General features: G+C 69.4%; 22 protein-coding genes and 1 tRNA gene. 14 read left to right on the top strand and 9 right to left on the bottom strand.

Features of this window, described 5'->3' with window-relative positions; all coding sequences use genetic code 11:
• Positions 1-152 precede the first annotated feature (152 nt).
• A complete protein-coding gene (locus E3O57_RS01635; RefSeq protein ID WP_103478932.1) occupies positions 153-635 on the top strand; it encodes a YbaK/EbsC family protein in 483 nt (160 codons plus the stop codon).
• 476 nt (positions 636-1,111) lie between these two features.
• Here E3O57_RS01635 and galK read toward each other — a convergent pair whose 3' ends face one another.
• Together galK and galT are read right to left on the bottom strand one after the other, a co-directional pair.
• A complete protein-coding gene (galK, locus tag E3O57_RS01640) occupies positions 1,112-2,269 on the bottom strand; it encodes a galactokinase (protein WP_103478933.1) in 1,158 nt (385 codons plus the stop codon).
• Positions 2,266-3,447 carry a galactose-1-phosphate uridylyltransferase gene (galT, locus tag E3O57_RS01645; RefSeq protein ID WP_103459206.1) on the bottom strand — a complete coding sequence of 394 codons (1,182 nt, stop codon included), beginning with the start codon at positions 3,445-3,447 and terminating at the stop codon, positions 2,266-2,268. Before galT ends, galK begins: the two co-directional genes overlap by 4 nt.
• Before the next feature lie 85 nt (positions 3,448-3,532).
• Here galT and E3O57_RS01650 point away from each other — a divergent pair, with 85 nt between their 5' ends.
• From E3O57_RS01650 to E3O57_RS01670, 5 genes are all read left to right on the top strand, one after another.
• Positions 3,533-4,360 carry a DeoR/GlpR family DNA-binding transcription regulator gene (locus tag E3O57_RS01650; protein ID WP_088457088.1) on the top strand — a complete coding sequence of 276 codons (828 nt, stop codon included), beginning with the start codon at positions 3,533-3,535 and terminating at the stop codon, positions 4,358-4,360.
• 14 nt (positions 4,361-4,374) lie between these two features.
• A complete protein-coding gene (locus E3O57_RS01655; protein WP_103459207.1) occupies positions 4,375-5,340 on the top strand; it encodes an aldose 1-epimerase family protein in 966 nt (321 codons plus the stop codon).
• Between the two features lie 71 nt (positions 5,341-5,411).
• Positions 5,412-6,728: a DUF445 domain-containing protein gene (locus E3O57_RS01660; RefSeq protein WP_103478934.1), complete on the top strand. Its 1,317-nt coding sequence runs from the start codon at positions 5,412-5,414 to the stop codon at positions 6,726-6,728.
• A 64-nt stretch (positions 6,729-6,792) separates the two neighbouring features.
• Positions 6,793-7,404, top strand: a complete 612-nt coding sequence (locus tag E3O57_RS01665) for a hypothetical protein (protein ID WP_133159733.1) — start codon at positions 6,793-6,795, stop codon at positions 7,402-7,404.
• Positions 7,405-7,488: 84 nt separating this feature from the next.
• Positions 7,489-8,496: a serine hydrolase gene (locus tag E3O57_RS01670; RefSeq protein ID WP_103478935.1), complete on the top strand. Its 1,008-nt coding sequence runs from the start codon at positions 7,489-7,491 to the stop codon at positions 8,494-8,496.
• A 63-nt stretch (positions 8,497-8,559) separates the two neighbouring features.
• On the opposite strand, the gene E3O57_RS01675 is transcribed toward E3O57_RS01670, so the two are convergent.
• On the bottom strand, positions 8,560-8,805 hold the full coding sequence (locus tag E3O57_RS01675) for a hypothetical protein (RefSeq protein WP_103459211.1): 246 nt from the start codon (positions 8,803-8,805) through the stop codon (positions 8,560-8,562).
• A gap of 87 nt (positions 8,806-8,892) precedes the next feature.
• On the opposite strand from E3O57_RS01675, the gene E3O57_RS01680 reads away from it, so the two are divergent.
• Together E3O57_RS01680 and E3O57_RS01685 are read left to right on the top strand one after the other, a co-directional pair.
• The gene (locus E3O57_RS01680) at positions 8,893-9,333 is read left to right on the top strand and encodes a MarR family winged helix-turn-helix transcriptional regulator (protein WP_103459212.1); all 441 of its coding nucleotides are present in this window, start codon (positions 8,893-8,895) and stop codon (positions 9,331-9,333) included.
• Between the two features lie 33 nt (positions 9,334-9,366).
• Positions 9,367-9,699 carry a cupin domain-containing protein gene (locus E3O57_RS01685; protein ID WP_088457082.1) on the top strand — a complete coding sequence of 111 codons (333 nt, stop codon included), beginning with the start codon at positions 9,367-9,369 and terminating at the stop codon, positions 9,697-9,699.
• An 88-nt stretch (positions 9,700-9,787) separates the two neighbouring features.
• Here the strand turns inward: E3O57_RS01685 and E3O57_RS18860 are convergent, their stop codons facing one another.
• A complete protein-coding gene (locus E3O57_RS18860; RefSeq protein WP_088457081.1) occupies positions 9,788-10,063 on the bottom strand; it encodes a DUF6457 domain-containing protein in 276 nt (91 codons plus the stop codon).
• A gap of 4 nt (positions 10,064-10,067) precedes the next feature.
• Positions 10,068-10,901: a ThiF family adenylyltransferase gene (locus E3O57_RS01695; protein WP_165787892.1), complete on the bottom strand. Its 834-nt coding sequence runs from the start codon at positions 10,899-10,901 to the stop codon at positions 10,068-10,070.
• Between the two features lie 255 nt (positions 10,902-11,156).
• On the opposite strand from E3O57_RS01695, the gene fdhD reads away from it, so the two are divergent.
• Complete coding sequence (gene fdhD, locus E3O57_RS01700) at positions 11,157-12,005, top strand: formate dehydrogenase accessory sulfurtransferase FdhD (RefSeq protein WP_103459214.1); 849 nt, start codon at positions 11,157-11,159, stop codon at positions 12,003-12,005.
• Positions 12,006-12,061: 56 nt separating this feature from the next.
• Here fdhD and E3O57_RS01705 read toward each other — a convergent pair whose 3' ends face one another.
• Both E3O57_RS01705 and E3O57_RS01710 read right to left on the bottom strand, forming a co-directional pair.
• On the bottom strand, positions 12,062-14,374 hold the full coding sequence (locus E3O57_RS01705; RefSeq protein ID WP_103478937.1) for an FdhF/YdeP family oxidoreductase: 2,313 nt from the start codon (positions 14,372-14,374) through the stop codon (positions 12,062-12,064).
• Positions 14,375-14,456: 82 nt separating this feature from the next.
• Positions 14,457-14,879: a hypothetical protein gene (locus E3O57_RS01710; protein ID WP_165787893.1), complete on the bottom strand. Its 423-nt coding sequence runs from the start codon at positions 14,877-14,879 to the stop codon at positions 14,457-14,459.
• Positions 14,880-15,075: 196 nt separating this feature from the next.
• Here E3O57_RS01710 and E3O57_RS01715 point away from each other — a divergent pair, with 196 nt between their 5' ends.
• On the top strand, positions 15,076-15,477 hold the full coding sequence (locus E3O57_RS01715) for a glyoxalase/bleomycin resistance/extradiol dioxygenase family protein (protein ID WP_103478938.1): 402 nt from the start codon (positions 15,076-15,078) through the stop codon (positions 15,475-15,477).
• 68 nt (positions 15,478-15,545) lie between these two features.
• On the opposite strand, the gene E3O57_RS01720 is transcribed toward E3O57_RS01715, so the two are convergent.
• Positions 15,546-15,618 (bottom strand) — tRNA-Lys (locus tag E3O57_RS01720).
• A gap of 139 nt (positions 15,619-15,757) precedes the next feature.
• On the opposite strand from E3O57_RS01720, the gene E3O57_RS01725 reads away from it, so the two are divergent.
• From E3O57_RS01725 to E3O57_RS01740, 4 genes are all read left to right on the top strand, one after another.
• Entirely contained in the window at positions 15,758-16,387 is a 630-nt protein-coding gene (locus E3O57_RS01725; protein ID WP_088457075.1) for a DNA-directed RNA polymerase subunit beta, read from the top strand.
• A 249-nt stretch (positions 16,388-16,636) separates the two neighbouring features.
• Positions 16,637-17,218, top strand: coding sequence for a sigma-70 family RNA polymerase sigma factor (locus E3O57_RS01730; RefSeq protein ID WP_241990260.1), 582 nt, complete (start codon positions 16,637-16,639; stop codon positions 17,216-17,218).
• Entirely contained in the window at positions 17,215-18,171 is a 957-nt protein-coding gene (locus tag E3O57_RS19185) for an anti-sigma factor domain-containing protein (protein ID WP_103478939.1), read from the top strand. The genes E3O57_RS01730 and E3O57_RS19185 overlap by 4 nt, the downstream gene beginning before the upstream one ends.
• Positions 18,172-18,634: 463 nt before the next feature.
• Positions 18,635-19,525 (top strand): aminodeoxychorismate lyase, encoded by an 891-nt coding sequence (locus tag E3O57_RS01740; RefSeq protein WP_103478940.1) that lies wholly within the window; start codon positions 18,635-18,637, stop codon positions 19,523-19,525.
• A gap of 246 nt (positions 19,526-19,771) precedes the next feature.
• Here E3O57_RS01740 and pstB read toward each other — a convergent pair whose 3' ends face one another.
• On the bottom strand, positions 19,772-20,551 hold the full coding sequence (gene pstB / locus E3O57_RS01745) for a phosphate ABC transporter ATP-binding protein PstB (RefSeq protein ID WP_088457071.1): 780 nt from the start codon (positions 20,549-20,551) through the stop codon (positions 19,772-19,774).
• Positions 20,552-20,556 lie beyond the last annotated feature (5 nt).

Raw genomic sequence — 20,556 nt, forward strand, 5'->3', positions numbered from 1 at the left:
GGCTCCACCCTAGTAATCCGACGCCATGTCGCGCCGAACCTAGGCAAAAGTGAGTTCATGAGGACGGGATTGCCCAGAGCGTCCTATTTATCGGCCTATGTCCTTCTACCCGTTCGACCAGGTGGGCGGATGGGGGGCTCTAGGATGCAGGAATGGTGAACACCGCGCATCCCGCCGTCGACAGAGTGCGCCTGGCGCTGAACGCCCAGGGTCTCGACCCCGAGATCCGTTGGTTCGACGACGCCGCCACAACCGCTGTCGCGGCAGCCGCCGCGCTGGGCATCGAAGTGGGCGCCATCGCGAACTCACTGGTCTTCACCCTCGACGGCGCCCCGCTGCTGGTGCTCACCTCCGGCGCGCACCGGGTGGACACGGCCTGGCTGGGGGAGCGGCTTGACGGCACCATCGGCCGGGCGTCGAAAGACCTGGTGAAAGAGGCCACCGGGCAGGTCATCGGCGGGGTCGCGCCCGTCGGGCATCCGTCGCCGATTCGCACCCTGGTTGACGAGGACCTGGCCGATTACCCCCTGGTCTGGGCCGCGGCGGGGCACGCGCACACGGTCTTCCCCACCACGTTCGCCGAGCTGCTCCGCCTCACCGGCGGCGAGGCGACCCCCGTCGTTCCGGCGAAATAGGCGTCCGCCACCCGCCTTCGGCACACTGGAACCGTCCGCGGCCGCTCGGGCAGGTCGTCGAGGCGGATCTCCGGAGCCTCACTCACTCGAAGCTGGGGTGGATCGTCGACTGCCTGCCCTCGATCTCGGGGCCGGTCGACGATGGGTGATCCGTGACGCGGCCGATCACGCGCTCCATGTGCTCGCGGTCCTGCACGGACATCTTGGCCAAGACTCTCTCGGCCGCCTGCGCGCGGCGCGCAGGTCCTGTTCGACCTGCTGCACGCGGCGGCGCCTGATGCCCGTGCTCTCGTCGAAGGCGCCGCCAAAGACGGTGTGGATGACGTCGTGGATGGTGGGGGTCGGCTCGTTCATGTGGACAGCGTGAGCCGAGCCACCGACACTCGGGGCGCCCTGAGACTCAATTGCGGACTTCCCGCCTTTCGCTGGTGAAACGGAGGCGGGAAGTCCGCAATTCGATCGCGGACGGTGTCTCGTTAGGCGAGGCGGGCGGCCCCGGCCGCGGCGCGCACCACGAACATGTCGGGCGCGGTGAAGCCCGCGGTGGCGAACGCAGAAGACACGGCCTGCTGCACCGCGGGGATCAGTGCGTGCGGGGTGAGCGCGATGGCCGAGCCGCCGAAGCCGCCGCCGGTCATGCGGGCCCCGAGGGCGCCGGCGGTGCGGGCGGTCTCCACGGCGAGGTCGAGCTCGGCGACCGAGATCTCGAAGTCGTCGCGCATGGAGGCGTGCGACGCATCCAGCAATGCACCGATGGCGCTGGGACCCTCTTCGCGCAGCACCCGCACGGTGTCGAGCACCCGCTGGTTCTCGGTGAGGATGTGCCGCACCCGGCGGTATGTCTCCTCGTCGAGAACCGACGCGGCCCGCGGCAGGTCGTCCACGGTGAGGTCGCGCAGCGATCCGACGCCCATCAGAGCCGCGCCCTTTTCGCAGGAGGCACGTCGGTCGGCGTAGCCGCCGGTGGCGTGCGCGTGGCTGACCTTGGTGTCGATCACCAGCAGCTCGAGGCCCGCGGCGTCGAAGCCGAGCGGGGTGACCTCGGACTCGAAGCTGCGGCAGTCCAGGAACACGGCGGCATCCGTCTGGCCCAGTAGCGACGCCGACTGATCCAGGATGCCGGTGGGCGCGCCAACGACCCGGTTCTCGGCCAGCTGCCCCACCCGCACGAGCACGCGCTTGTCGAAGCCGAGGTTCCAGACCTCGTCGAGGGCCACGGCGGTGGCGCACTCGATTGCCGCGGAAGACGACAGCCCGGCGCCGATCGGCACGTCGGAGTCGATGTATGCGTCAAACCCGGTCACCGCTTCGAGGTCCGCGCCGTGTTCGCCGAGGGCCCAGGCCACGCCGAGCGGATACGCCGACCAGCCCGACACCGTCTCGGGGGAGAGATCGTCGAGCGAGATCTCGACGACCTCGTCGGTGAAGGAGCTGGCGACCCGCAGCATCCGGTCGTCTCGCACCGCGAGGGCCACGACGGCGCGGCGGTTGATCGCGAACGGAAAGACGAAGCCGTCGTTGTAGTCGGTGTGCTCGCCGATCAGGTTGACCCGGCCGGGGCCGAACCACAGGCCGTCGGCGTCGCGGCCGAACCGGCCCTGGAAGCCGCTGAGAATGCTCTGGTGGTCGCTCACGAGTGGGCCTTTCCGGTGGTGCTGTCGGTGGCTGCGGCATCGGCGGCGTCCGACCGCGCGATCGCTGCACGGATGTTGTCGGCCGCCTGCTCGGGCGTCACGTCGCCGATCCAGGCGCCCATGGCGGCCTCGGAGCCGGCCAGGAACTTCAGTTTGTCCTCGGCGCGGCGCGGGCTGGTGAGCTGCAGCATCAGCCGGATGTCGTCCCGGTGCACGTTCACCGGTGCCTGGTGCCAGGCACCGATGTACGGGGTGGGCGTGGAGTAGAGCTGGTCGATGCCGCGCAGCAGCCGGCGGTACAGCACCGCGAGCTCGTCGCGCTCGGCCAGGGTGGTGCCGGCGAAGTCGGCCACCTGCCGGTGCGGCAGCATGTGCACCTCGACGGGCCAGCGGGCGGCGAACGGCACGAAGGCCGTCCAGTGCTCGCCCTGCAGGATGACCCGTTCGCCGGCTTGTTCGCTTTCCAGGATGTCGGCGAACAGGGTGGGGCCGTAGCTCTCGATCGAGTCGATCAGCCGCTGGGTGCGCGGGGTCACGTACGGGTAGGAGTAGATCTGGCCGTGCGGGTGGTGCAGCGTGACACCGATGGCCTCGCCACGGTTCTCGAACGGGAACACCTGCTCGATGCCGGGCATCTGGGAGAGCGCGTGGGTGCGCTCGGCCCAGGCTTCGATCACGGTGCGGGCGCGGGTGACCGAGAGGCTGCCGAACGAGCCTTCGGTGGCGGGGCTGAAGCAGACGACCTCGCAGCGGCCGACCGAGGTGCGGATGCGCCCCAGCCCGATCGTGCGCAGATCGTCCAGGCCGGTGGGCGCGTCGTCGTCGGTGAGCAGCGGGCCGAACGAAGGCGACTTGTTCTCGAACACGGCCACGTCATAGTTGCTGGGCACCTCTGAGGGGTTCTCCGGGGTGGACGGCGCGAGCGGGTCCAGGTGCGCCGGCGGCAGGAACACCCGGTTCTGCCGGGCCGCGGCGATAGACACCCATTCGCCGCTGAGCGGGTCCTGGCGCATGCGCGCGTTCGCCGGACGCGGACCGAGGTCGCGCAGGTCGGGCGCCCGGTCGGGCGACAGGGTGGTGTCGGGGTCATCGAAGTAGATGAGCTCGCGGCCGTCGGCCAGGGTGTGCGCCTGGCGTGCGATGGCGGTGTCTGCGACGAATTCTGGGGTGGGAGTCATGATGGCATCAACGCTAGCCGATTTGCGCAACCGAAACCACTACTTGCGTATTGAAAAGCGACACAAAATAAGTGAAGATTGCGGTATGGCCTCAGCGGAACATCCGACCGACCGGGATTTGTTGCCCGCCCACCAGCGCCGGGAACAGATCCAGCGGCTTGTCGACGAACGCGGCTTCGTGCGCGTCAGTGAGCTCAGCGACACCTTCGGCGTCTCCGGCGTCACCGCCCGCGCCGATCTCGACCAGTTGGAGAGCGCCGGCACGCTCACCCGCATCCACGGCGGCGCGGTGCCCGCCGGGATCGCCACCACGAGCCGTCCCGATCGAGAGTTCTCCTTCGAGGAAGCGCTCGTCTCTTCCGTGATCCCCAAGCAGCAGATCGGCGAGCTCGCCGCATCGCTGGTGGCCAGCGGCCAGAGCGTGATCCTCGACGTGGGCACCACGACTCTCGCGATCGCCCGGGCCCTCGTGGCCCGCACCGACCTCACCGACATTGTCGTGATCACCAACGGACTGAGCATCGCCCTGGCCCTGGAAAGCGCCATCCCACGGTTCACCGTGATCGTCACCGGCGGGTCGCTGCGCCCGCTGCAGCACTCGCTGGTCGACCCGCTCGCCGCGACCGTGCTCAGCCAGGTGCACGCCGACCTCGCCTTCATCGGCTGCAACGGCGTCGACGCCGACGGCGGCGTCACCAACATCAACCTGCCGGAGGCCGGCGTGAAGACCCTGATGCTCGCCGCTGCGGCGCGCGCGATCATCGTCGCCGACGGTGCCAAACTAGGGCAGGTGCACCTGGGCCGGATCGGCCCGCTTGCCGCCTTCGACACCCTGGTGACGGATGCGGCCGCCGACCCGCTCACCCTGGCCCCGCTCCGCGAGGCCGGCCTCGCCGTGCTCCAACCGAGCTGATCCGAAAGTCCACCATGTCGTTTGCTGCCGCCACCGGAACCCAATACAGCCTCACCCTGCAGACCCCGCAGGGCCCGGCCACGGCGACCATCACCGAGGTCGCCGCCGGCATCCGTGAATATGCGCTCAACGGCACAGACCTGGTGGAGGGCTTCGCGGCGAGGTCCGTACCGCCGCTCGGCGCCGGGACCGTGCTGGTGCCCTGGCCCAACCGCATCCGCGACGCGATCTGGACCCAGCACGGCGTGCGGCACCTGCTGGCCATCACCGAGCCGACCCAGCTGAACGCCATCCACGGGCTGCTCGCCGTCACGGCTTATCGGCTGGTCGCCCAGAGCGACGCCGAGGTGACCCTTGCCGCCACGGTCTACCCGCAGGCCGGCTACCCGTACCAGCTGGACACCACCGTCAGCTATGCGCTCACGGCCGACGGCCTGGCCGTCACCCACACCATCCGCAACGTCGGCAGCGAGAGTGCCCCGGTCGCCCTGGGCACCCACCCCTACCTCAAGATCGGTGACGTGCCCACCGGCGACCTCGTGTTGCGCCTGAACGCGACCAGCCACATCGACGTTGACCACCGGCTCAACCCCATCGGCGTCAGCCCCGTCGACGGCACCGCGTTCGACCTGCGCGCAGGCGCCCGGGTGGACGACCTCGACCTTGACGACGGGTTCGGCGGTGTGATCGTTCGGGACGGACGCGGGGAGCACTCCCTCACCGCTCCGGACGGCCGCCGGGTCACGCTCTGGGGCGACGAGAACATGGCCTACGTGCAGGCGTTCACACCGCGCAACTTCCCGGTGCGCACCGGCACCGCGGACGGCGGCGACACCACCGAGCTCGGCCAGGCCGTGGCGATCGAGCCGATGACCGCACCGGCGGATGCCTTCAACTCCGGCCACGGCCTCCGCTGGCTGGCTCCCGGCGAGGACTGGGTCGTTCGCTGGGGAATCACCCCGACGGGTTTCGCAGCCTGAGCAACCCGGCCTAGGGTGGCGGGAGCGCTGCGCACACCGCGCTCCCGGACCGACGAGGAACGACCAGACCCATGGCAACACCCTCCCTGCGTACATCCGCCCCCACCGCTCCCGGCGGCCGAGCCCCACTCAGCGCCTCCGACGAGGCCCGCCGGGTCGCACTCGTGGGCATGAAGCGATTGGCCCTGGGTCTGCTCGTGGCCATGGCCGTGGTCTTCGCGGTGTCGTTCGCGCTGCAGGACCGCTACCCGTGGCTCGAGTACGTGCGTGCCGCCGCCGAGGGCGGCATGGTGGGCGCGATCGCCGACTGGTTCGCCGTCACCGCGCTGTTCCGCTACCCGCTGGGGCTGCGCATCCCGCACACCAACATCATCGCCAACCGCAAGGACGAGATCGGCGAGAGCCTCGGCGAATTCGTGGAGTCGAACTTCCTCTCCGATGCCGTGGTGCGCGGCAAGCTCGAGTCCATCGGCATCTCCCGCCGCCTCGGCGCCTGGCTGGTGCAGCCCGCCAACGCCGAACGGCTCACCGACGAACTCGCGCACGCCGGCACCGGGCTGCTCGACCTGCTCAGCGACGACGACATCAAGGACCTGCTCGAGGGCGTCGCCCGCGAGCACCTGCTCGAACCTTCGTGGGCGCCGAGCCTGGGCCGGTTGGGCGAGAACCTGGTGGTCTCCGGCCGGCACCACGCCGCGGTCGACCTGCTGGTGGACAAGGCCCAGAGCTGGCTGCAGACCCACCCCGAGGCGTTCGGCACCTCGGTGTCGACCCGGCTGCCCCGCTGGGTGCCCGGCTTCGTCGGCGAAATGGTCGACGACAAGGCCTATCGCGAGGTGCTCGGTTTTGTGGCAACGGTGCAGGCCGACCCTGAGCATCCGCTGCGCGCAGCCATCGACCGCTACCTGGCCGAGCTGATGGATGACTTGCAGCACGATGACACCATGATCGAGAGGGTCGAGCTGCTCAAGCTCGAGTTGGTCGACAACGCCAAGCTGCGCGAGTTCGCCGGCGACGCGTGGGAGTCCGTGAAGCAGTCGCTGCTGAGCGCCCTGGCCGATCCGGCCAGCGCCGTGCGCACCGGCATCACCTCGACGGTGCTGGATGTGGGCGGCCGGCTGGTGCGCGACGCATCGCTGGGCGCCCGCATCGACCGCTGGCTGGCGGATGCGGCCGGCTACCTGCTGCAGAAGTACCGGCACGAGATCGCCGGCGTGATCACCGAAACCGTGGAGCGTTGGGACCCGGCCGAGACCACCGAGAAGATCGAGTTGCAGGTGGGCAAGGACCTGCAGTTCATCCGCATTAACGGAACCGTCGTCGGTGCGCTGGCCGGCCTGGTGATCTTCTCGCTCGCCCAGGGGGCGGTGCTCGTGTTCGGCCTGTGACCGCCTGGCACCTGGCGGATCCGGCCGATGCGGATACCCGGACACTCTGACGGCGCCCACCGCGGTGAGCCATACTGAAACGGTGGAGAACGGTTCGCACAACACCCAGGGCAGCGCCGCCCCGGGCCCGGCCACGCCCTCCACCGGCAGGATCGTCGACGAGGGCATGCTCATCGCCCTCGCCGCCGTGCGGATGGCCCTGAAGAACCGCATCATCGTCGGCGCCCTCCGCGACCACAGCGACTATGACCCTGCACAGTATGCCGCGCTCGCCAGGCAGGAACTGCTCGAGGTGGCCCGGCAGAACGACGAGGACTCCACCCGCGTCGAACGCCTCGGCGCCCACCTCTCGCGCACCACCGGTGCGGGCAAGAGCCGGGAGTTGGAGAACAAGCGCAGGGACGTCGTGCGGCTGGGTCGGCGACGCACCCTGCACGACCACGTCGCCGAACGGTTGCGGGAGATTGCCGACGACGACGAACAGGTCGCCGCTCTCGTGCAGAAGGCCCGAGCGGATGCGCTCCAGGAGATCAACGACGCGCTCGCGGCCCGTCTCCTGGCCCAGCGCGTCGACCCGAACCAGCCCGGCTACGAGGCCGCCCGCGCCGCCAGTATGCGGGCCGTCGGCAAGATCGACCTCGCCGCCCTGGCCAAGAAGTCCCGGCACCGCGGCTGATCGCCGAGCGCCGGGGCGTGCGGGGCGGCCGGCACCGGCCCAGCCGTCGGCACGAAAGCCGTCGCCGTTCGCTACGCTCGAAGGGTGGATACCCAGGCAATACAGACTTTTCTCGATGACAGCGATTTCTCCGGCGTGGTGTTGGTGCGTGACGGCGACCGCACCATCTTTGAGGCGGCCCGCGGGTTCGCCACCCCGCGTTGGCAGGTGCCCAACACCCTGGACACGCGCTTCGACACGGCGTCGATCACCAAGCTCTTCACCAGTGTGGCCGTGCTGCAGCAAGTGGATGCCGGCCGGCTCGACCTCGAGGCGTCGATCCACGAGTACGTGGACCTGGGTGGCAGCGCGATCGGCACCGACGTCACCCTGCTGCACCTGCTCACCCACACCAGCGGCATCGCCGATGACGTCGACGAGGAGGCCGGCGAGGACTACGACGAGTACTGGGCTGTGACCCCCAACTACTCGCTGATCGAAACGATCGACTTCCTGCCGTTGTTCGCCGACAAGCCGCGCTTGGCCCCGCCTGGGGTGCAGGTCGAGGACTGCAACGTCGGCTATATCCTCGCCGGGCTGGCCGTGGAGAGGGCCTCCGGCCTGTCCTACCGCGACTATGTGCGCGAAGAGGTCTTTGCCCGCTCGGGCATGGCCGACTCCGGTTTCTTCGACCGCCGCGACGCTGTGGAGCGGGTCGCCGAGGGCTGGGACCGCCGCGAGGACGGCAGCTGGGTCTCGAACATCTACAGCTCCCCGGCGATCGGCTCGCCCGATAGCGGCGCCCACACCACCGCCGGTGACCTGATGAACTTCCTCAACGCCGTCCGCGGCGGCCAGCTGCTCTCCAAGGAGTACACCGACGAGTTCTTCACCCCGCAGGTGGACTATGACGACGACGTGAAGTACGGCTTCGGCCTCGAGTTCGACCTCGACGACAACGGCAAGGTGCGCTCGTACTACAAGGACGGCGTCAACGCCGGCGCCAGCGGCATCCTGAGGCACTACCCCAAGAGCGGTCTCGACGTGGTCGTGCTCAGCAACGCCGAAGAGGGCGCTTGGGACCTCGTGGTGGAGATCGACGCCCAGTTCTAGGCGGATGGCGGCGTACGCACACCTAACCGCGTGCGCTCCGGCGACGGGTTGCTGCGCAGAGTACTACTCGGCGGCCGTTGGCTGCGGGCAGCGCAGCTGGGTGCGCTCGCCGCTCCGGTCGATGTCGTGCGCGGTCATCGGCTCCCCGCAGAGCGGGCACCGGGCCACCGGGCGCTCCTGCGCGGGCACCTCGTCGTCGTACGGGCCCAGCGGCGGCGGGCCGATGAAGGGCAACAATCGACCGTTCAACCACGCCGTGAAGCCGCCGGCCTCCTTGATGGTCGGTTTGCGTTTCTTGGCAGAGGTCATAATAGTTAGTGTACTAACTAAATGGCGGTGTGGCCACGGGTGCCAGACGACGGATGCCCGGCCCCGGATGCCCGCGCAGGAGACGCGATGACCGAACCGAACGTGCTCGCCCTGGAGAACCAGGTCTGCTTCGCCCTCACCGTGGCGGCACGCACGACTGTGGCCCTGTACAAGCCGATCCTGGAGCCGCTGGGCCTCACCCATCCGCAGTACCTGGTGATGCTGGCGCTGTGGGAGCAGCATCCGCGCACCCTTCGCAGCCTGGCCGAGGTGCTGCGGTTGGAGCCGGCCACCCTGTCACCGTTGCTCAAGCGGCTGGAGGCGACCGGCCACATCCGCCGGGAGCGGTCGGCGACCGATGAGCGTGCGCTGCAGGTGACGTTGACCGAGCACGGCCGCGAGCTGCGCCACATCGCCGAGACCATCCCGGAACGGGTGGCCGGCACCCTGGAGATGTCGCCCGAGACCCTGATCGCCCTGCGGGACACCCTTAACGAGGTCATTCGCGCCACCAGCGCGACCCGGTAACCCGAACCGGCGGCGGAGTCGTACGCTGGCGGCATGCAGAAGATCTCGATCGACGCCCTCGCCCGCCAGCAACTCGCCGCGGCCACCACCGCCAGCAGCGGCCGGGCGGCCGACACCGTGTACGGCGGCCACGAGAAGGTGCTGCGCCAGACCGTCATCGGCATGGTCAAGGGCACCGTCCTGGCCGAGCACGAGAACCCGGGCGACGCGACCGTCTTCGTGGTGAGCGGGCGGGTGCGCCTGATCGTGGGGGAGGACTCCTGGCAGGCGCGCACCGGCGACCTGCTCATCGTGCCCGACGCCAGGCACAGCCTCGAGGCCGAAGAGGATGCGGCGATCCTGCTGACCGTCGCGAAGCGGCCGTAGGGAACGCCGAGGTGCCCTGTTCCGGACGAGATGCCCCGGTGTGCCGGGGCAACTCGTTTGCGCGGGGGCTACTTCGGTGGGAGAGCCGTTACTCGGGCGGGGCGGGCCAGCCCAGAGCGAGCTCGGTCGCAGCGGCGCTCGCCGCGGTGATGTCCTCGGCGCTGCCGCCGTTCTGCGCGGCAGCCAGCCCCACCAGAAACAGGCTCAGCGGCGCCGCCGGCCGGGCCACATTGTGCGCCACGTCCCGGGCCACGTCCAGAAGCAGTCCGGTGGGGACCACGTCGGCGTCGAGGCCGAGCCGGGTCGCGAGGGCGGCCAGCCACTCGTCGAGGGCTTCGGGAGGGAGCGGGATGTTAGTGCTCATGGTGTCACTCCTCGGTGGCGGTGGCGGTGGCGGTAATGGTGGCACCGGGCGCGGATTCCGCGCCGTCGGTCTCGATCCTGGCACCGGAGGCGGCAGGCTGAGCCACCGGCAACTGAGCGGCGTCGAACCGGCCGGACTCGGCATCGATGGTGAGCACCCGGCCGATCAGCGGCTCGCCGGTGCCGGTGATCAGGCGGACGGCCTCCGCCGCCAGGATCGCGCCGGCCTGGCCGCGCAACGCACCGAGTACGCCGGGGTCGGCGGGGGCAGCGGCCGCGCCGGCCGCATCCGTGCCGAAGAAGTCGCGCAACCGGGTCGAGCGCTGGCCGCTGCGTCGTGGTGGGCTCGACCAGAACACCGACACCTCGGCGTTGCCGCGGGCCACGGAGCCCCACACCAGCGGCAGGCCGAGGCTGGCGCAGGTGTCGCCAACGAGGAACGGCTGCGGGGTGAGGTCGCTGCCGTCGATCACCAGGTCGTAGCCGCCGAGGATGCGGGTAGCCGACTCGGCCGTGAGGTCCTCGTCGTGCGCCGTCACGGCGGTGTCGGGGGAGAGGGTCAGGATGGTGGTGGTGGCGAGCACCAGGGCGTCGACGTCGAGAGGGCCCACGTCGGCCAGCCCGATGGTGCCCACCCCGGCCGCGGCGAGGGAACGCACGGCGGGCGCGCTGAGGCCCGTGGTGCCCAGCACCAGCACGCGGGCGGCCGCGAGGCGGCGGTGCCCGAGGTCATCGATCGGGGGCAGTCGCAGCTGGGGCAGGTTGCGCACCTGCTGCAGACGCGCGGTTTCGGTGGGGCTGAGCGGGCCGGTGGGCTCGACGAGAGGGGGAAGTGCCATGACACCACGGTACGCGGCAATCGTCCCCGGCATGCCCACGCCGCCCCGACCATCGAAGCAGCCACGGTCCCGCTCTCGCGTGTTGTCCCTTCCGCGAGAGCGGCCGGATGGCTACTTCGCGGCGCTCCAAGCAGCCATAAGAACGCTTTCGCGAACGGCCCGGTCCCTCCCACCATTCGAATCCGAGGATTAGGCTCGAAGGAGGTTCCGGTGATCCCGCACGGCACACCTGACGCACTCCCGAGGAGGGCACCCATGAGTAGAGTCACGGCACGGCGCAAGATCACCCGGCTTACGGTGGGCCAGCCGCCGATCCGCCGGGAGGACGTGCTCGCGGTCGAGGAGCCGCTCGAGATGCGGGTCAACGGCCGTTCCCTGGCCGTGACCATGCGCACCCCCGGCCACGACGTCGATCTGGCCGCCGGTTTCCTGGTCTCCGAGGGCATCCTCACCCGGGCGGAGCACCTCGCCACCGCCCGGTACTGCGCCGGCGCCACCGCGGAGGGCGTGAACACCTACAACGTGCTCGACCTGCGCCTGGCGCCCGGCGTCGCCGGGCCCACCCCCGGCATGGAGCGGAACTTCCTCACCACCAGTTCCTGCGGGCTGTGCGGCAAGGAAAGCATCGACGCCGTGCGCACCAAGTCCACCTGGGACGTGCGGGCGGATGCCGTCCGCGTCGACGCCGGATTGCTCACGACGTTCCCCGACACTTTGCGCCAGGCGCAGGCGGTGTTCGAGAAGACCGGGGGCCTGCACGCGGCCGCCCTGTTCGACGGGGCCACGGGCGAGATGCTGGTGCTGCGGGAAGACGTGGGCCGGCACAACGCCGTCGACAAGGTGATCGGCTGGGCGGTCAAAGAGAACCTGCTCCCTTTGCGCGGGACCGTGCTGATGGTCTCCAGCCGGGCCAGCTTCGAACTCGCCCAGAAGGCGCTGATGGCCGGCATCCCGGTGCTCGCCGCGGTGTCGGCGCCGTCGTCGCTCTCCGCCGAGTTCGCGCACGAGGTGGGCCTGACGTTGGTCGGCTTCCTCCGCGGCGACTCGATGGTGATCTACGCCGGCGAGGAGCGCATCGTGCAGGGCGCGCTCGCCGCGGTCTGACCCGGCCGCGACTGTGCCCCGATCGGACAACAGCTGCCCGCCTCAGCGGCCCGGCGTCAGCTCAGAACCGGCAGCCCGGCCTCGTGCGGGATGAACCGCACGCTCATGGCCTTGTAGCCGGGGGTGTTCGATTCCCGGGCCACCAACTCCCGGTGCATCAGCTGGTTCGCCTCGGGGAAGTACGCCGCCGCGCAGCCGCGCGGGGTGGGGTACACCACGAGCCTGAACTTGTCGGCCCGGCGTTCCTGCCCGCCGAAGGTGCTGATCACGTCGACCAGATCGCGGTCCGCAAAGCCCAGCTCGGTGACGTCGTCAGCGTGGATGAGGATCACCCGGCGGCCGTCCTTGATGCCGCGATAGCGGTCATCCAGCCCGTAGAAGGTGGTGTTGTACTGGTCGTGGCTGCGCATGGTCTGCAGAATCAGGTGCCCGGGCGGTGGGGTGAGGTACTCCAGCGGGCTCACCGTGAACCGGGCACGGCCGATGTCGGTGGCGAAGCTGCGGGTGTCGCGCGGCGGGTTGGGCAGCACAAAGCCGTTCTTGTCGCGCAGCCGCTTATTGAAGTCCTCAAAACCCGGCAGCACCCGGGCGATGTGGTCGCGGATGACGTCGTAGTCCTCCGCCATCGCCTTCCAGTCCACCGGGTGGTCGTCGCCGAGCGTGGCCCTGGCCATCCGCGCCACGATCACCGGTTCGGCCAGCAGGTGCTCGGAGACCGGGGCGAGCCTGCCCTGGGTGGAGTGCACCATCGACATCGAGTCCTCTACCGACAGAACCTGCCGGCCCGACGGATGCTTGTCATCGGTGTCGGTGCGGCCCAGCGTCGGCAGAATGAGCGAGGTGACCCCGTGCATCACATGCGACCGGTTCGGCTTGGTGGAGATGTGCACGGTCAGGCCCACCCGCTGCATCGCGGCCTCGAGCAGGTCGGTGTCGCTGCAGGCGAGCGCGAAGTTGCCGCCCATCGACACGAAAACGTCGACGTCGTCGTTCTCGAACGCCTCGACGGTGTTCACCGAATCGAGGCCGTGCTCGCGGGGTGAGACGATGCCGAACTCGGCGTCGAGCGCGGCGAGCATGGCCTCCTTGGGCTTCTCCCACACCCCCATGGTGCGGTCGCCCTGCACGTTGGAATGCCCGCGTACCGGGCAGGCGCCGGCGCCGGGCTTGCCGAAGTTACCCTGCAGCAACAGCAGGTTGATGATCTCCTTGAGAGTGTTCACCGAGTGCGGCTGCTGGGTCAGGCCCAGCGCCCAGCAGATGATGGTGGCCTTCGACGCGGCGAGCATCTTCGCCACCACGCTGATCTCCAGACGCGACAGGCCGGTGGCCTTCTCGGTTTCGACCCAGTCGATCTCGGTGCGGGCGGCCCGGTAGGCCTCGATGCCGTCGGTGTTCAGGTCGATGAACTCCTGGTCCACCACGGAACCGGGTACCCGGGCCTCCTCCTCGAGCAGCAGGTGGCCGAGCGCCTGGAACAGGGCCAGGTCACCGCCGACCTTGATCTGCAGGTACTCGTCGGCCAACGGCACCCCGTGGCCCACCAGACCGGTGGGGGTCTGTGGGTCCTTGAAGTTGAACAGCCCGGCCTCGGGCAGCGGGTTCACGGCGACGACCTTGCCGCCGTTGGCCTTGCAGTCGGCCAGGGCGGACAGCATCCGTGGGTGGTTGGTGCCCGGGTTCTGGCCCACCACCAGAATCAGTTCGGCCACGTGGATGTCCTCCAGCGAGACGGTGCCCTTGCCGATGCCGATCGTGGGGTTCAGCGCCGACCCAGAGGATTCGTGGCACATGTTCGAGCAGTCCGGCAGGTTGTTGGTGCCGATCGACCGGGCGAACAGTTGGTACAGGAACGCGGTCTCGTTGGCGGTGCGGCCCGAGGTGTAGAACACGGTGCGGTCCGCCGTGGTGGCGCGGATCTTCTCGCCGATCAGCGCGAAGGCGTCTTCCCAGGCGATGGGGGAGTAGTGGGTGTCGCCGGGGCGCACCACCACGGGCTGCGAGATACGGCCCTGGTTGCCCAGCCAGTACTCGGTCTTGTCGGCCAGGTCGGCGAGCGAGTGCTCGGCCCAGAATCCCGGTCCGACGGTGCGGAGGGTGTTCTCCTCGGCCACGGCCTTGGCGCCGTTCTCGCAGAACTCGGCGGTTTTGCGATGCCCGGTCGACTCCGGCCAGGCGCAGCCCGGGCAGTCGGTGCCGTTTCGCTGGTTGAGCCGCAGCAGCGCCCGGGCGGTGCGACCGACCCCGGCCTGCGCGATGCCGCGGTCCAGCGCCACCACCACCGCCTCGAGGCCGGCGGCGGCCTTCTTGGGGGTGCCGATAACGAGGTCGTCTTCGTTGATGTCCTTGACCGGTGCGCGACGTGTCATGACCCCATCCTGCTCCTGTCGGAGCCGGATGCGTGCACCGGGTGCTCGCGGGTTTTGCGCTTTTACCGGGCCAAACGGATGCTCACGCGGCCAGCCCGTGTGAGCGGCGACCGTCCGCGCCCACGTTGCCCGCGGCCACGTCGGTGCCGTCGGGCACCCGGGTGTCCCGGTCCAGGCGTACACCGGCGGCGATCCGCACGTTGCGGCCGATGCGCACATGGCTGCCCAGGTGGGCACCGCCCGAGACGAGGCTGCCCTCGCCGATGTGCACGTTTTGGCCGACGAACACCTTGTCGCCGATGACGACGTCGTGGTCGATCCAGCTGCCCGGCCCGACCCACGACTCCCGACCCACCTGCGCGCCTGACTCGATGTAGGCGGACTCGGAGATGAACGCGCTCGGTTGCACGGTCGACTTGCCGGACACCCACCCATTGCCGTTGGGGTGTCGGCGGTACTTCTCGATCACGCCGGTCTCCACCTCGACGTCGATGTTCTTGCGCACTGGGCTCCTCTCCTGACGCGCGGTATGTGCGCCGTCCTGCGCCGAAGCGCCGATTACGCGCCCGCGGCCGGACTACAGCACACCAGAATGCGCGTCTACGGAGGGGGAAACACTGAAGACTCGCAGGACATTCCGTGCGCGTGCCCAGTCTCGGCCGGCCGTTGTGGGATTGCGGTGACGATCCTAGGGTGGGGCCATGGCCAGAGGCGAGCTGTTCCCGGTCGTCAATTGTGTCGATCTCGCGACCACCTGGAGATGGTACGCGAGAGTGCTGTCCGGCGTTGTCGACTACCGGTTTCCCGAGCGCGGTGAGCCGGACTACCTCACCCTGCGCATCGGTGCCGGTCAGGTCGCCCTCGGTCGGGGCACGGCGCCGGCCCTCTACGGCGAGACCCCCCGCCCGGCGACCGGGCACGCCGTGGACCTGTGTCTGTACGTGCCCGACCTGGCGGCCGTGGTCGAGGCCGCGGCCGACGCTGTCGTGGTGCCGCCGGCCGACATGCCGTGGGGTGAACGGGTCGCGTACCTGCGCGATCCCGAGGGCACCATGCTCCTGGTGATCCAGGATGCCGACAGCAACGAATCGGGGCCGTCGTGAGCAGCCAGGCGCGGCACGATCGACCGGCCGGGTCCCGGCACCCGAGAACACCCCCGGCGTTAAGAAAGTGGGCCCCGTCGGGCTCGAACCGACGACCCAAGGATTAAAAGTCCTTTGCTCTACCAACTGAGCTAGAGGCCCGCGGTTAATAACTTAGCGTGGATTGGCGGACGGTTTTTGTGACTAGCGTGGATGCATCCGCCACAGACGTCGGCCGGCAACACCCACACCATCCGGCGACGTACCCGACTACGCTGCCCTGAAAGCCAGGAGGAGAGCGATGGCCGACGATTTCCACAAGCCCACCCAGTTCTCGGGCGCCAAGTTCGAATCGATGATGGGCGGCGAAGATCCCGCGCAGATCAGCCGGGTCGCCCACGAGACCGCCCAGGCGTTGATCGCCAGGGTGCGTGACAGCCCCGACCCCGAGGTCGTGGAGCGCCTGGTGGCGTACACCGACGAGCACGGCATCGACGCGGTGGCGGAGCTGTGGTCGCGGGCCACGCCGCGCAGCCTGCCGGGCGCGCTCTGGCGCATCTACCTGGTGCGGCTGCTGATCCGGCAGGATGCCGATGGCACGGCGTTCCTTTACCAGCGCGGTATCGACGTGGCCGTCACCATCGACCCCCTCGTCGCCGGTGCGGCGGTGCCGACCGGTCCGGCCGAGATCATCCTGCTCGCCGACGAGATCCTCCGGGGCGTGTTCACCGGCGACTTCGCCGTCGCCCTGGACCGGGCAGCCGCCTTCTGCCGGGTGATCGGCGCCGGCTGCGCGAGTGTCGCCGACGACTTGGACAGCACCGAACCAGGCCGGTCCTCGGAGCTGACCACCCGGGCCCTGCGGTTCTCCACCACCGCGCAGGAGTTCACCTCCTGCGCCCGGCTGTGGCGCAGCGACTCCCTCGAATAATTTCCCGGGCATCCCGGAATGAACTCTCAGCCGATGTCGTTTACACTTGATGCTGGCCGGACCGTAGTAACCCCGGGCTCCAATATTCGCCGTCTAGAACGGCCTCACGCCGAGAGGCGTTCTGCGGTCCGGCCTTCACTTTGCCCGGCGGCCACCCGGGCGGATCTTTTTCGCTCCAGACCAATCCAGCAGGGACTCGGTACCGAACCCTAAGCATGGAAGGGGACTGGACCTGACATGCTGGATCTCATGACTGCTGAGTTCGACCTCGACGCCTCGTCGACAGCGCCTTCGAAAGAAGAGCTGCTCGCTCGGGTAGCCGAAGGCGACCAATCGGCTTTCGGTGAGCTTTACGACCAGATCGCTCCACGGGTGCTTGGCCTTGTCAAGCGCGTACTGATCGATCACGCACAGTCGGAGGAAGTGACCCAGGAGATTTTCTTGGAGATCTGGCAGACGGCATCGCGGTACGAGTCGCAGCGTGGCGGGGCCTCGACCTGGATCATGACCATGGCGCACCGACGTGCGATCGACCGGATTCGGTCGTCGCAGGCCGGCCGCGACCGGGACACCAAAATCGGAATCCGCGACCTCGCGGTTCCCTATGACCACGTCGCCGAAACCGTCGAGGTCAAAATCGAGCATGAAAGGGTGGAGAAGGCGATGTCCAGACTGACCGAACTGCAACGCCAGGCCGTGAGCCTGTCGTACTTCAGCGGTTTCAGTCACCGTGAGGTCGCCGACCACCTGCACATCCCGCTCGGCACCGTGAAAACCCGGCTGCGCGACGGGTTAATTCGTCTGCGAGATGAACTGGGGGTGGGCGCATGAGCGACACCGACAAGCCCGACACCGATCTGACCGGCAACGGTCCCACCAACAACCCGGCCGACCTGGCCGGCGCATACGCCCTGCACGCCCTCAGCGCCGACGAGGCCGCCGAATACGAGCGGTACCTGGCTCAGTCGGAGCAGGCCCGCATCGAGGCCGCCGAACTCAGCGACACCGCCGTGGCCCTCGGCCTGTCGGTAGCGCCCGTGCAGCCCTCCAGCGCGCTCAAGGCCGGCCTGATGGCACAGCTGGCCTCCACCCCGCAGCTCTCCCCGCTCCCGCCCGCAGCCGACTCGGTGACTCCTGACGAACCCACCGCCACGACGGATGCGCCGCCCGCGGCCATCCCGATCGGTTCCGGGTCCGCTCGTGCCGCTGCCGTTCCCGGCGCCGCCTCGACTTCGGCGTCCTCGGCCGACAAGTTCGCCGCCGGCAAGGGATCCGCCGCCGCCCCGGGCTCTGCCGCCGAACGGGCCCAGCGCCGCTGGTTCCAGCGTCCCGCCGGGTACCTCGTCGCGGCCGCCGCCGCCGCCGCCCTCTTCGTCGGCGGCACGTTCGCCGGCCAAGCCCTCTACGGCGATCCCAGCCAGGACTTCGCCCAAGAGCAGGCCGCCAGCCTCGCCGAGATCAACGCGGCCTCCGACAGCCAGCGGGCGTCGACCAAGACCGCCGACGGCCAGGATGCCACGCTGGTGTGGTCCGGAGAGCTCGGCCTGTCCGCGATCATCGTCGACGACCTGCCCGCCCTCGGCGACGACCAGGACTACCAGCTCTGGTACATCGGAACCGCAGGGCCCGTCCCGGCCGGCACCTTCGACTCCGACGGCTCCGGCACCGCCTGGCGGGTGCTCGACGGCACCATGTCCGCCGGCGACGCCGTCGGTGTCACGGTGGAACCGTCGGGTGGATCCGAGCAGCCCACCAGCGACCCGATCGTCGCCATCCAGAGCTAGCTCGCTCGCCAACGGCCCCGCGCCCGGTGCCGGCACCTGCCGGTCCGGACCGGGCCGGCCCGTACCTGCCCGCGCCGGTCGGCGCCGGCCCGCGTGGCGCGAGGCCAGCATCCCGACGATCCCGACTTGCCGCAAAGTTCCCCGTCCGGGGCCCTGAAGCGGTACCTTGACCGAAGTCACTGGCCGGCAGCATCCTTACTGCCGCAAAGTCCCCCGCCGAGACGCCGGAGGGGTTCTCTTCCGCAGCGCCAAGAGCCACCTCGACGGTGAGTTGCCGGTTCAGGCCCCTCCTGCCCGCCGGAAGGGGCAGCAACTGGCAAGTCGGCCCCGCACCCAGCGGTGAGTTGCCGGTTCAGGCCCTTTCACCGAGCCGGAAGGGGCGTCACATGGCAACTCGCTGGCGCAGGCTCGCTGTGGGCCACAGAGCTGGAGGCCAGCTGAGCCGGGTGGGTAGGCTCGAGACATGACCCTGCCTTTCACGCTGCTCATCGACCCGGAGCCGGCCGACTCCACCCGCACCGACTTCGTGGACACGTTCCACGAGATCGACTCCGGCGCCCCGGCACTGCGGGTCGCCGAGCTGAGCACCCAACGCGGCGACGGCATCTTCGAGACCCTCAGCGTGGTCAACGGGCACCCGCAAGAGGTTGAGCCGCACATCAGCCGGCTCGTCAACTCCGCCCAGATCTGCGACCTGCCGGTGCCCAACCCCGCCCAGTGGCGCGCCGCGATCGCCTATGCAGTGGCCCGGATCCCCGGCGAGGGCGAACTGGCGCTCAAGTTCGTGCTCAGCCGCGGCGTCGAGCACGGACCCGCGCCCACCGCCTGGCTGCACGCCACCCGCGCCGCCGACTTCACCGCGGTGCGCGAGAACGGCATCAGGGTGATCACCCTCGACCGCGGCTACCCGCGCGGGGTCGCCGAGCAGGCACCCTGGCTGCTGATGGGCGCCAAGACCCTCAGCTACGCCATCAATATGGCTGCCCTGCGCGAGGCCAAGCGCCGTGGCGCCGATGACACCATCTTCCTCACCCACGACGGCTATGTCATGGAGGGCCCCACGTCGAGCGTGATTCTGCGCATCGACGGCCGCTACGTCACTCCGGCGCCGAGCGGCGCCATCCTGCACGGCACCACCCAGCAGAGCGTGTTCGAGTACCTCACCGCGCACGGGGAGAGCGTCGAGTACCGCGATGTCACCGTCGATGAGCTGCGGGCGGCGGATGCGGCATGGCTGGTCTCCAGCGTGCGTCTCGCGGTCGCTGTGACCGCCCTGGACGGCGTGGAGTTCCCCCACGACACCGAGCTCACCCGCGCCCTGAACGCGTCCCTGCTGGCCCGCACCGGGGCCTAGCGCAGCCACCCGTCGCGCGAGAGCGGCCGCGTGGCTGCTTCGCGGGTGACGAGGTGACCGTTTGGCCGCTCTCGCGACACGACGGTTCCGCGAGAGCGGCCGCGTGGCTGCTTCGCGGGGCACGAGGTGACCGTTTGGCCGCTTTCGCGACACGACGGTGGTACACGGGGAACACGCACGGCGGGAACGAAAAACCGCCCGGGCGACCTTGGGGTCGACCGGGCGGCTGGAGCAACGGGTGCGTGGTTAGCCGAAGCGGCCGGAGACGTAGTCCTCGGTGGCCTGCACGGTGGGGTTGGAGAAGATCGTGGTGGTGTCGTCGTACTCGATGAGCTTGCCCGGCTTGCCGGTGCCCGCGATGTTGAAGAACGCGGTGCGGTCCGAAACCCGCGAGGCCTGCTGCATGTTGTGCGTCACGATGACGATCGTGTAGTCGGTCTTCATCTCTTCGATGAGGTCCTCGATCGCGAGGGTGGAGATCGGGTCGAGCGCGGAGCAGGGCTCGTCCATCAGGATCACGTCGGGCTGCACGGCGATGGCGCGGGCGATGCAGAGACGCTGCTGCTGGCCGCCGGAGAGGCTCGAGCCGGGCTTGTCCAGGCGGTCCTTCACCTCGTTCCAAAGGTTCGCGCCGCTCAGCGAGCGTTCGATCAGCGCGTCGGCGTCGCTCTTGGCCATCCGACGGTTGTTCAGCTTGACGCCGGCCAGAACGTTGTCACCGATCGACATGGTGGGGAACGGGTTGGGCCGCTGGAACACCATGCCGACCTGACGGCGCACGAGCACCGGGTCGACGCCGGGGCCGTAGAGGTTGTTGCCGTCGATGAGCACTTCACCGTCGACGTGAGCGCCGGGGATGACCTCGTGCATGCGGTTGAGGGTGCGCAGGAACGTGGACTTGCCGCAGCCGGAGGGGCCGATCAGCGCGGTCACCGTGCGCGGTTCAATGGTCAGCGACACGCCCTCCACGGCGAGGAATTTGCTGTAGTAGACGTCGAGGTCGTTGACTTCAATGCGCTTGGACATGTGTT

Origin of the sequence: Cryobacterium sp. TMN-39-2, assembly GCF_004402745.1 — a bacterium.
Lineage (GTDB): Bacteria > Actinomycetota > Actinomycetes > Actinomycetales > Microbacteriaceae > Cryobacterium > Cryobacterium zongtaii.

Bases quoted from the DNA above. Each gene is read 5' to 3' on its own strand.
- E3O57_RS01635 (WP_103478932.1), top strand. From the start codon at position 153: ATGGTGAACACCGCGCATCCCGCCGTCGACAGAGTGCGCCTGGCGCTG.
- galT (WP_103459206.1), bottom strand. From the start codon at position 3,447: ATGACTCCCACCCCAGAATTCGTCGCAGACACCGCCATCGCACGCCAG.
- E3O57_RS01650 (WP_088457088.1), top strand. From the start codon at position 3,533: ATGGCCTCAGCGGAACATCCGACCGACCGGGATTTGTTGCCCGCCCAC.
- E3O57_RS01655 (WP_103459207.1), top strand. From the start codon at position 4,375: ATGTCGTTTGCTGCCGCCACCGGAACCCAATACAGCCTCACCCTGCAG.
- E3O57_RS01660 (WP_103478934.1), top strand. From the start codon at position 5,412: ATGGCAACACCCTCCCTGCGTACATCCGCCCCCACCGCTCCCGGCGGC.
- E3O57_RS01675 (WP_103459211.1), bottom strand. From the start codon at position 8,805: ATGACCTCTGCCAAGAAACGCAAACCGACCATCAAGGAGGCCGGCGGC.
- E3O57_RS01680 (WP_103459212.1), top strand. From the start codon at position 8,893: ATGACCGAACCGAACGTGCTCGCCCTGGAGAACCAGGTCTGCTTCGCC.
- E3O57_RS01685 (WP_088457082.1), top strand. From the start codon at position 9,367: ATGCAGAAGATCTCGATCGACGCCCTCGCCCGCCAGCAACTCGCCGCG.
- E3O57_RS18860 (WP_088457081.1), bottom strand. From the start codon at position 10,063: ATGAGCACTAACATCCCGCTCCCTCCCGAAGCCCTCGACGAGTGGCTG.
- E3O57_RS01695 (WP_165787892.1), bottom strand. From the start codon at position 10,901: ATGGCACTTCCCCCTCTCGTCGAGCCCACCGGCCCGCTCAGCCCCACC.
- fdhD (WP_103459214.1), top strand. From the start codon at position 11,157: ATGAGTAGAGTCACGGCACGGCGCAAGATCACCCGGCTTACGGTGGGC.
- E3O57_RS01705 (WP_103478937.1), bottom strand. From the start codon at position 14,374: ATGACACGTCGCGCACCGGTCAAGGACATCAACGAAGACGACCTCGTT.
- E3O57_RS01715 (WP_103478938.1), top strand. From the start codon at position 15,076: ATGGCCAGAGGCGAGCTGTTCCCGGTCGTCAATTGTGTCGATCTCGCG.
- E3O57_RS01725 (WP_088457075.1), top strand. From the start codon at position 15,758: ATGGCCGACGATTTCCACAAGCCCACCCAGTTCTCGGGCGCCAAGTTC.
- E3O57_RS01730 (WP_241990260.1), top strand. From the start codon at position 16,637: ATGACTGCTGAGTTCGACCTCGACGCCTCGTCGACAGCGCCTTCGAAA.
- E3O57_RS19185 (WP_103478939.1), top strand. From the start codon at position 17,215: ATGAGCGACACCGACAAGCCCGACACCGATCTGACCGGCAACGGTCCC.
- E3O57_RS01740 (WP_103478940.1), top strand. From the start codon at position 18,635: ATGACCCTGCCTTTCACGCTGCTCATCGACCCGGAGCCGGCCGACTCC.
- pstB (WP_088457071.1), bottom strand. From the start codon at position 20,551: ATGTCCAAGCGCATTGAAGTCAACGACCTCGACGTCTACTACAGCAAA.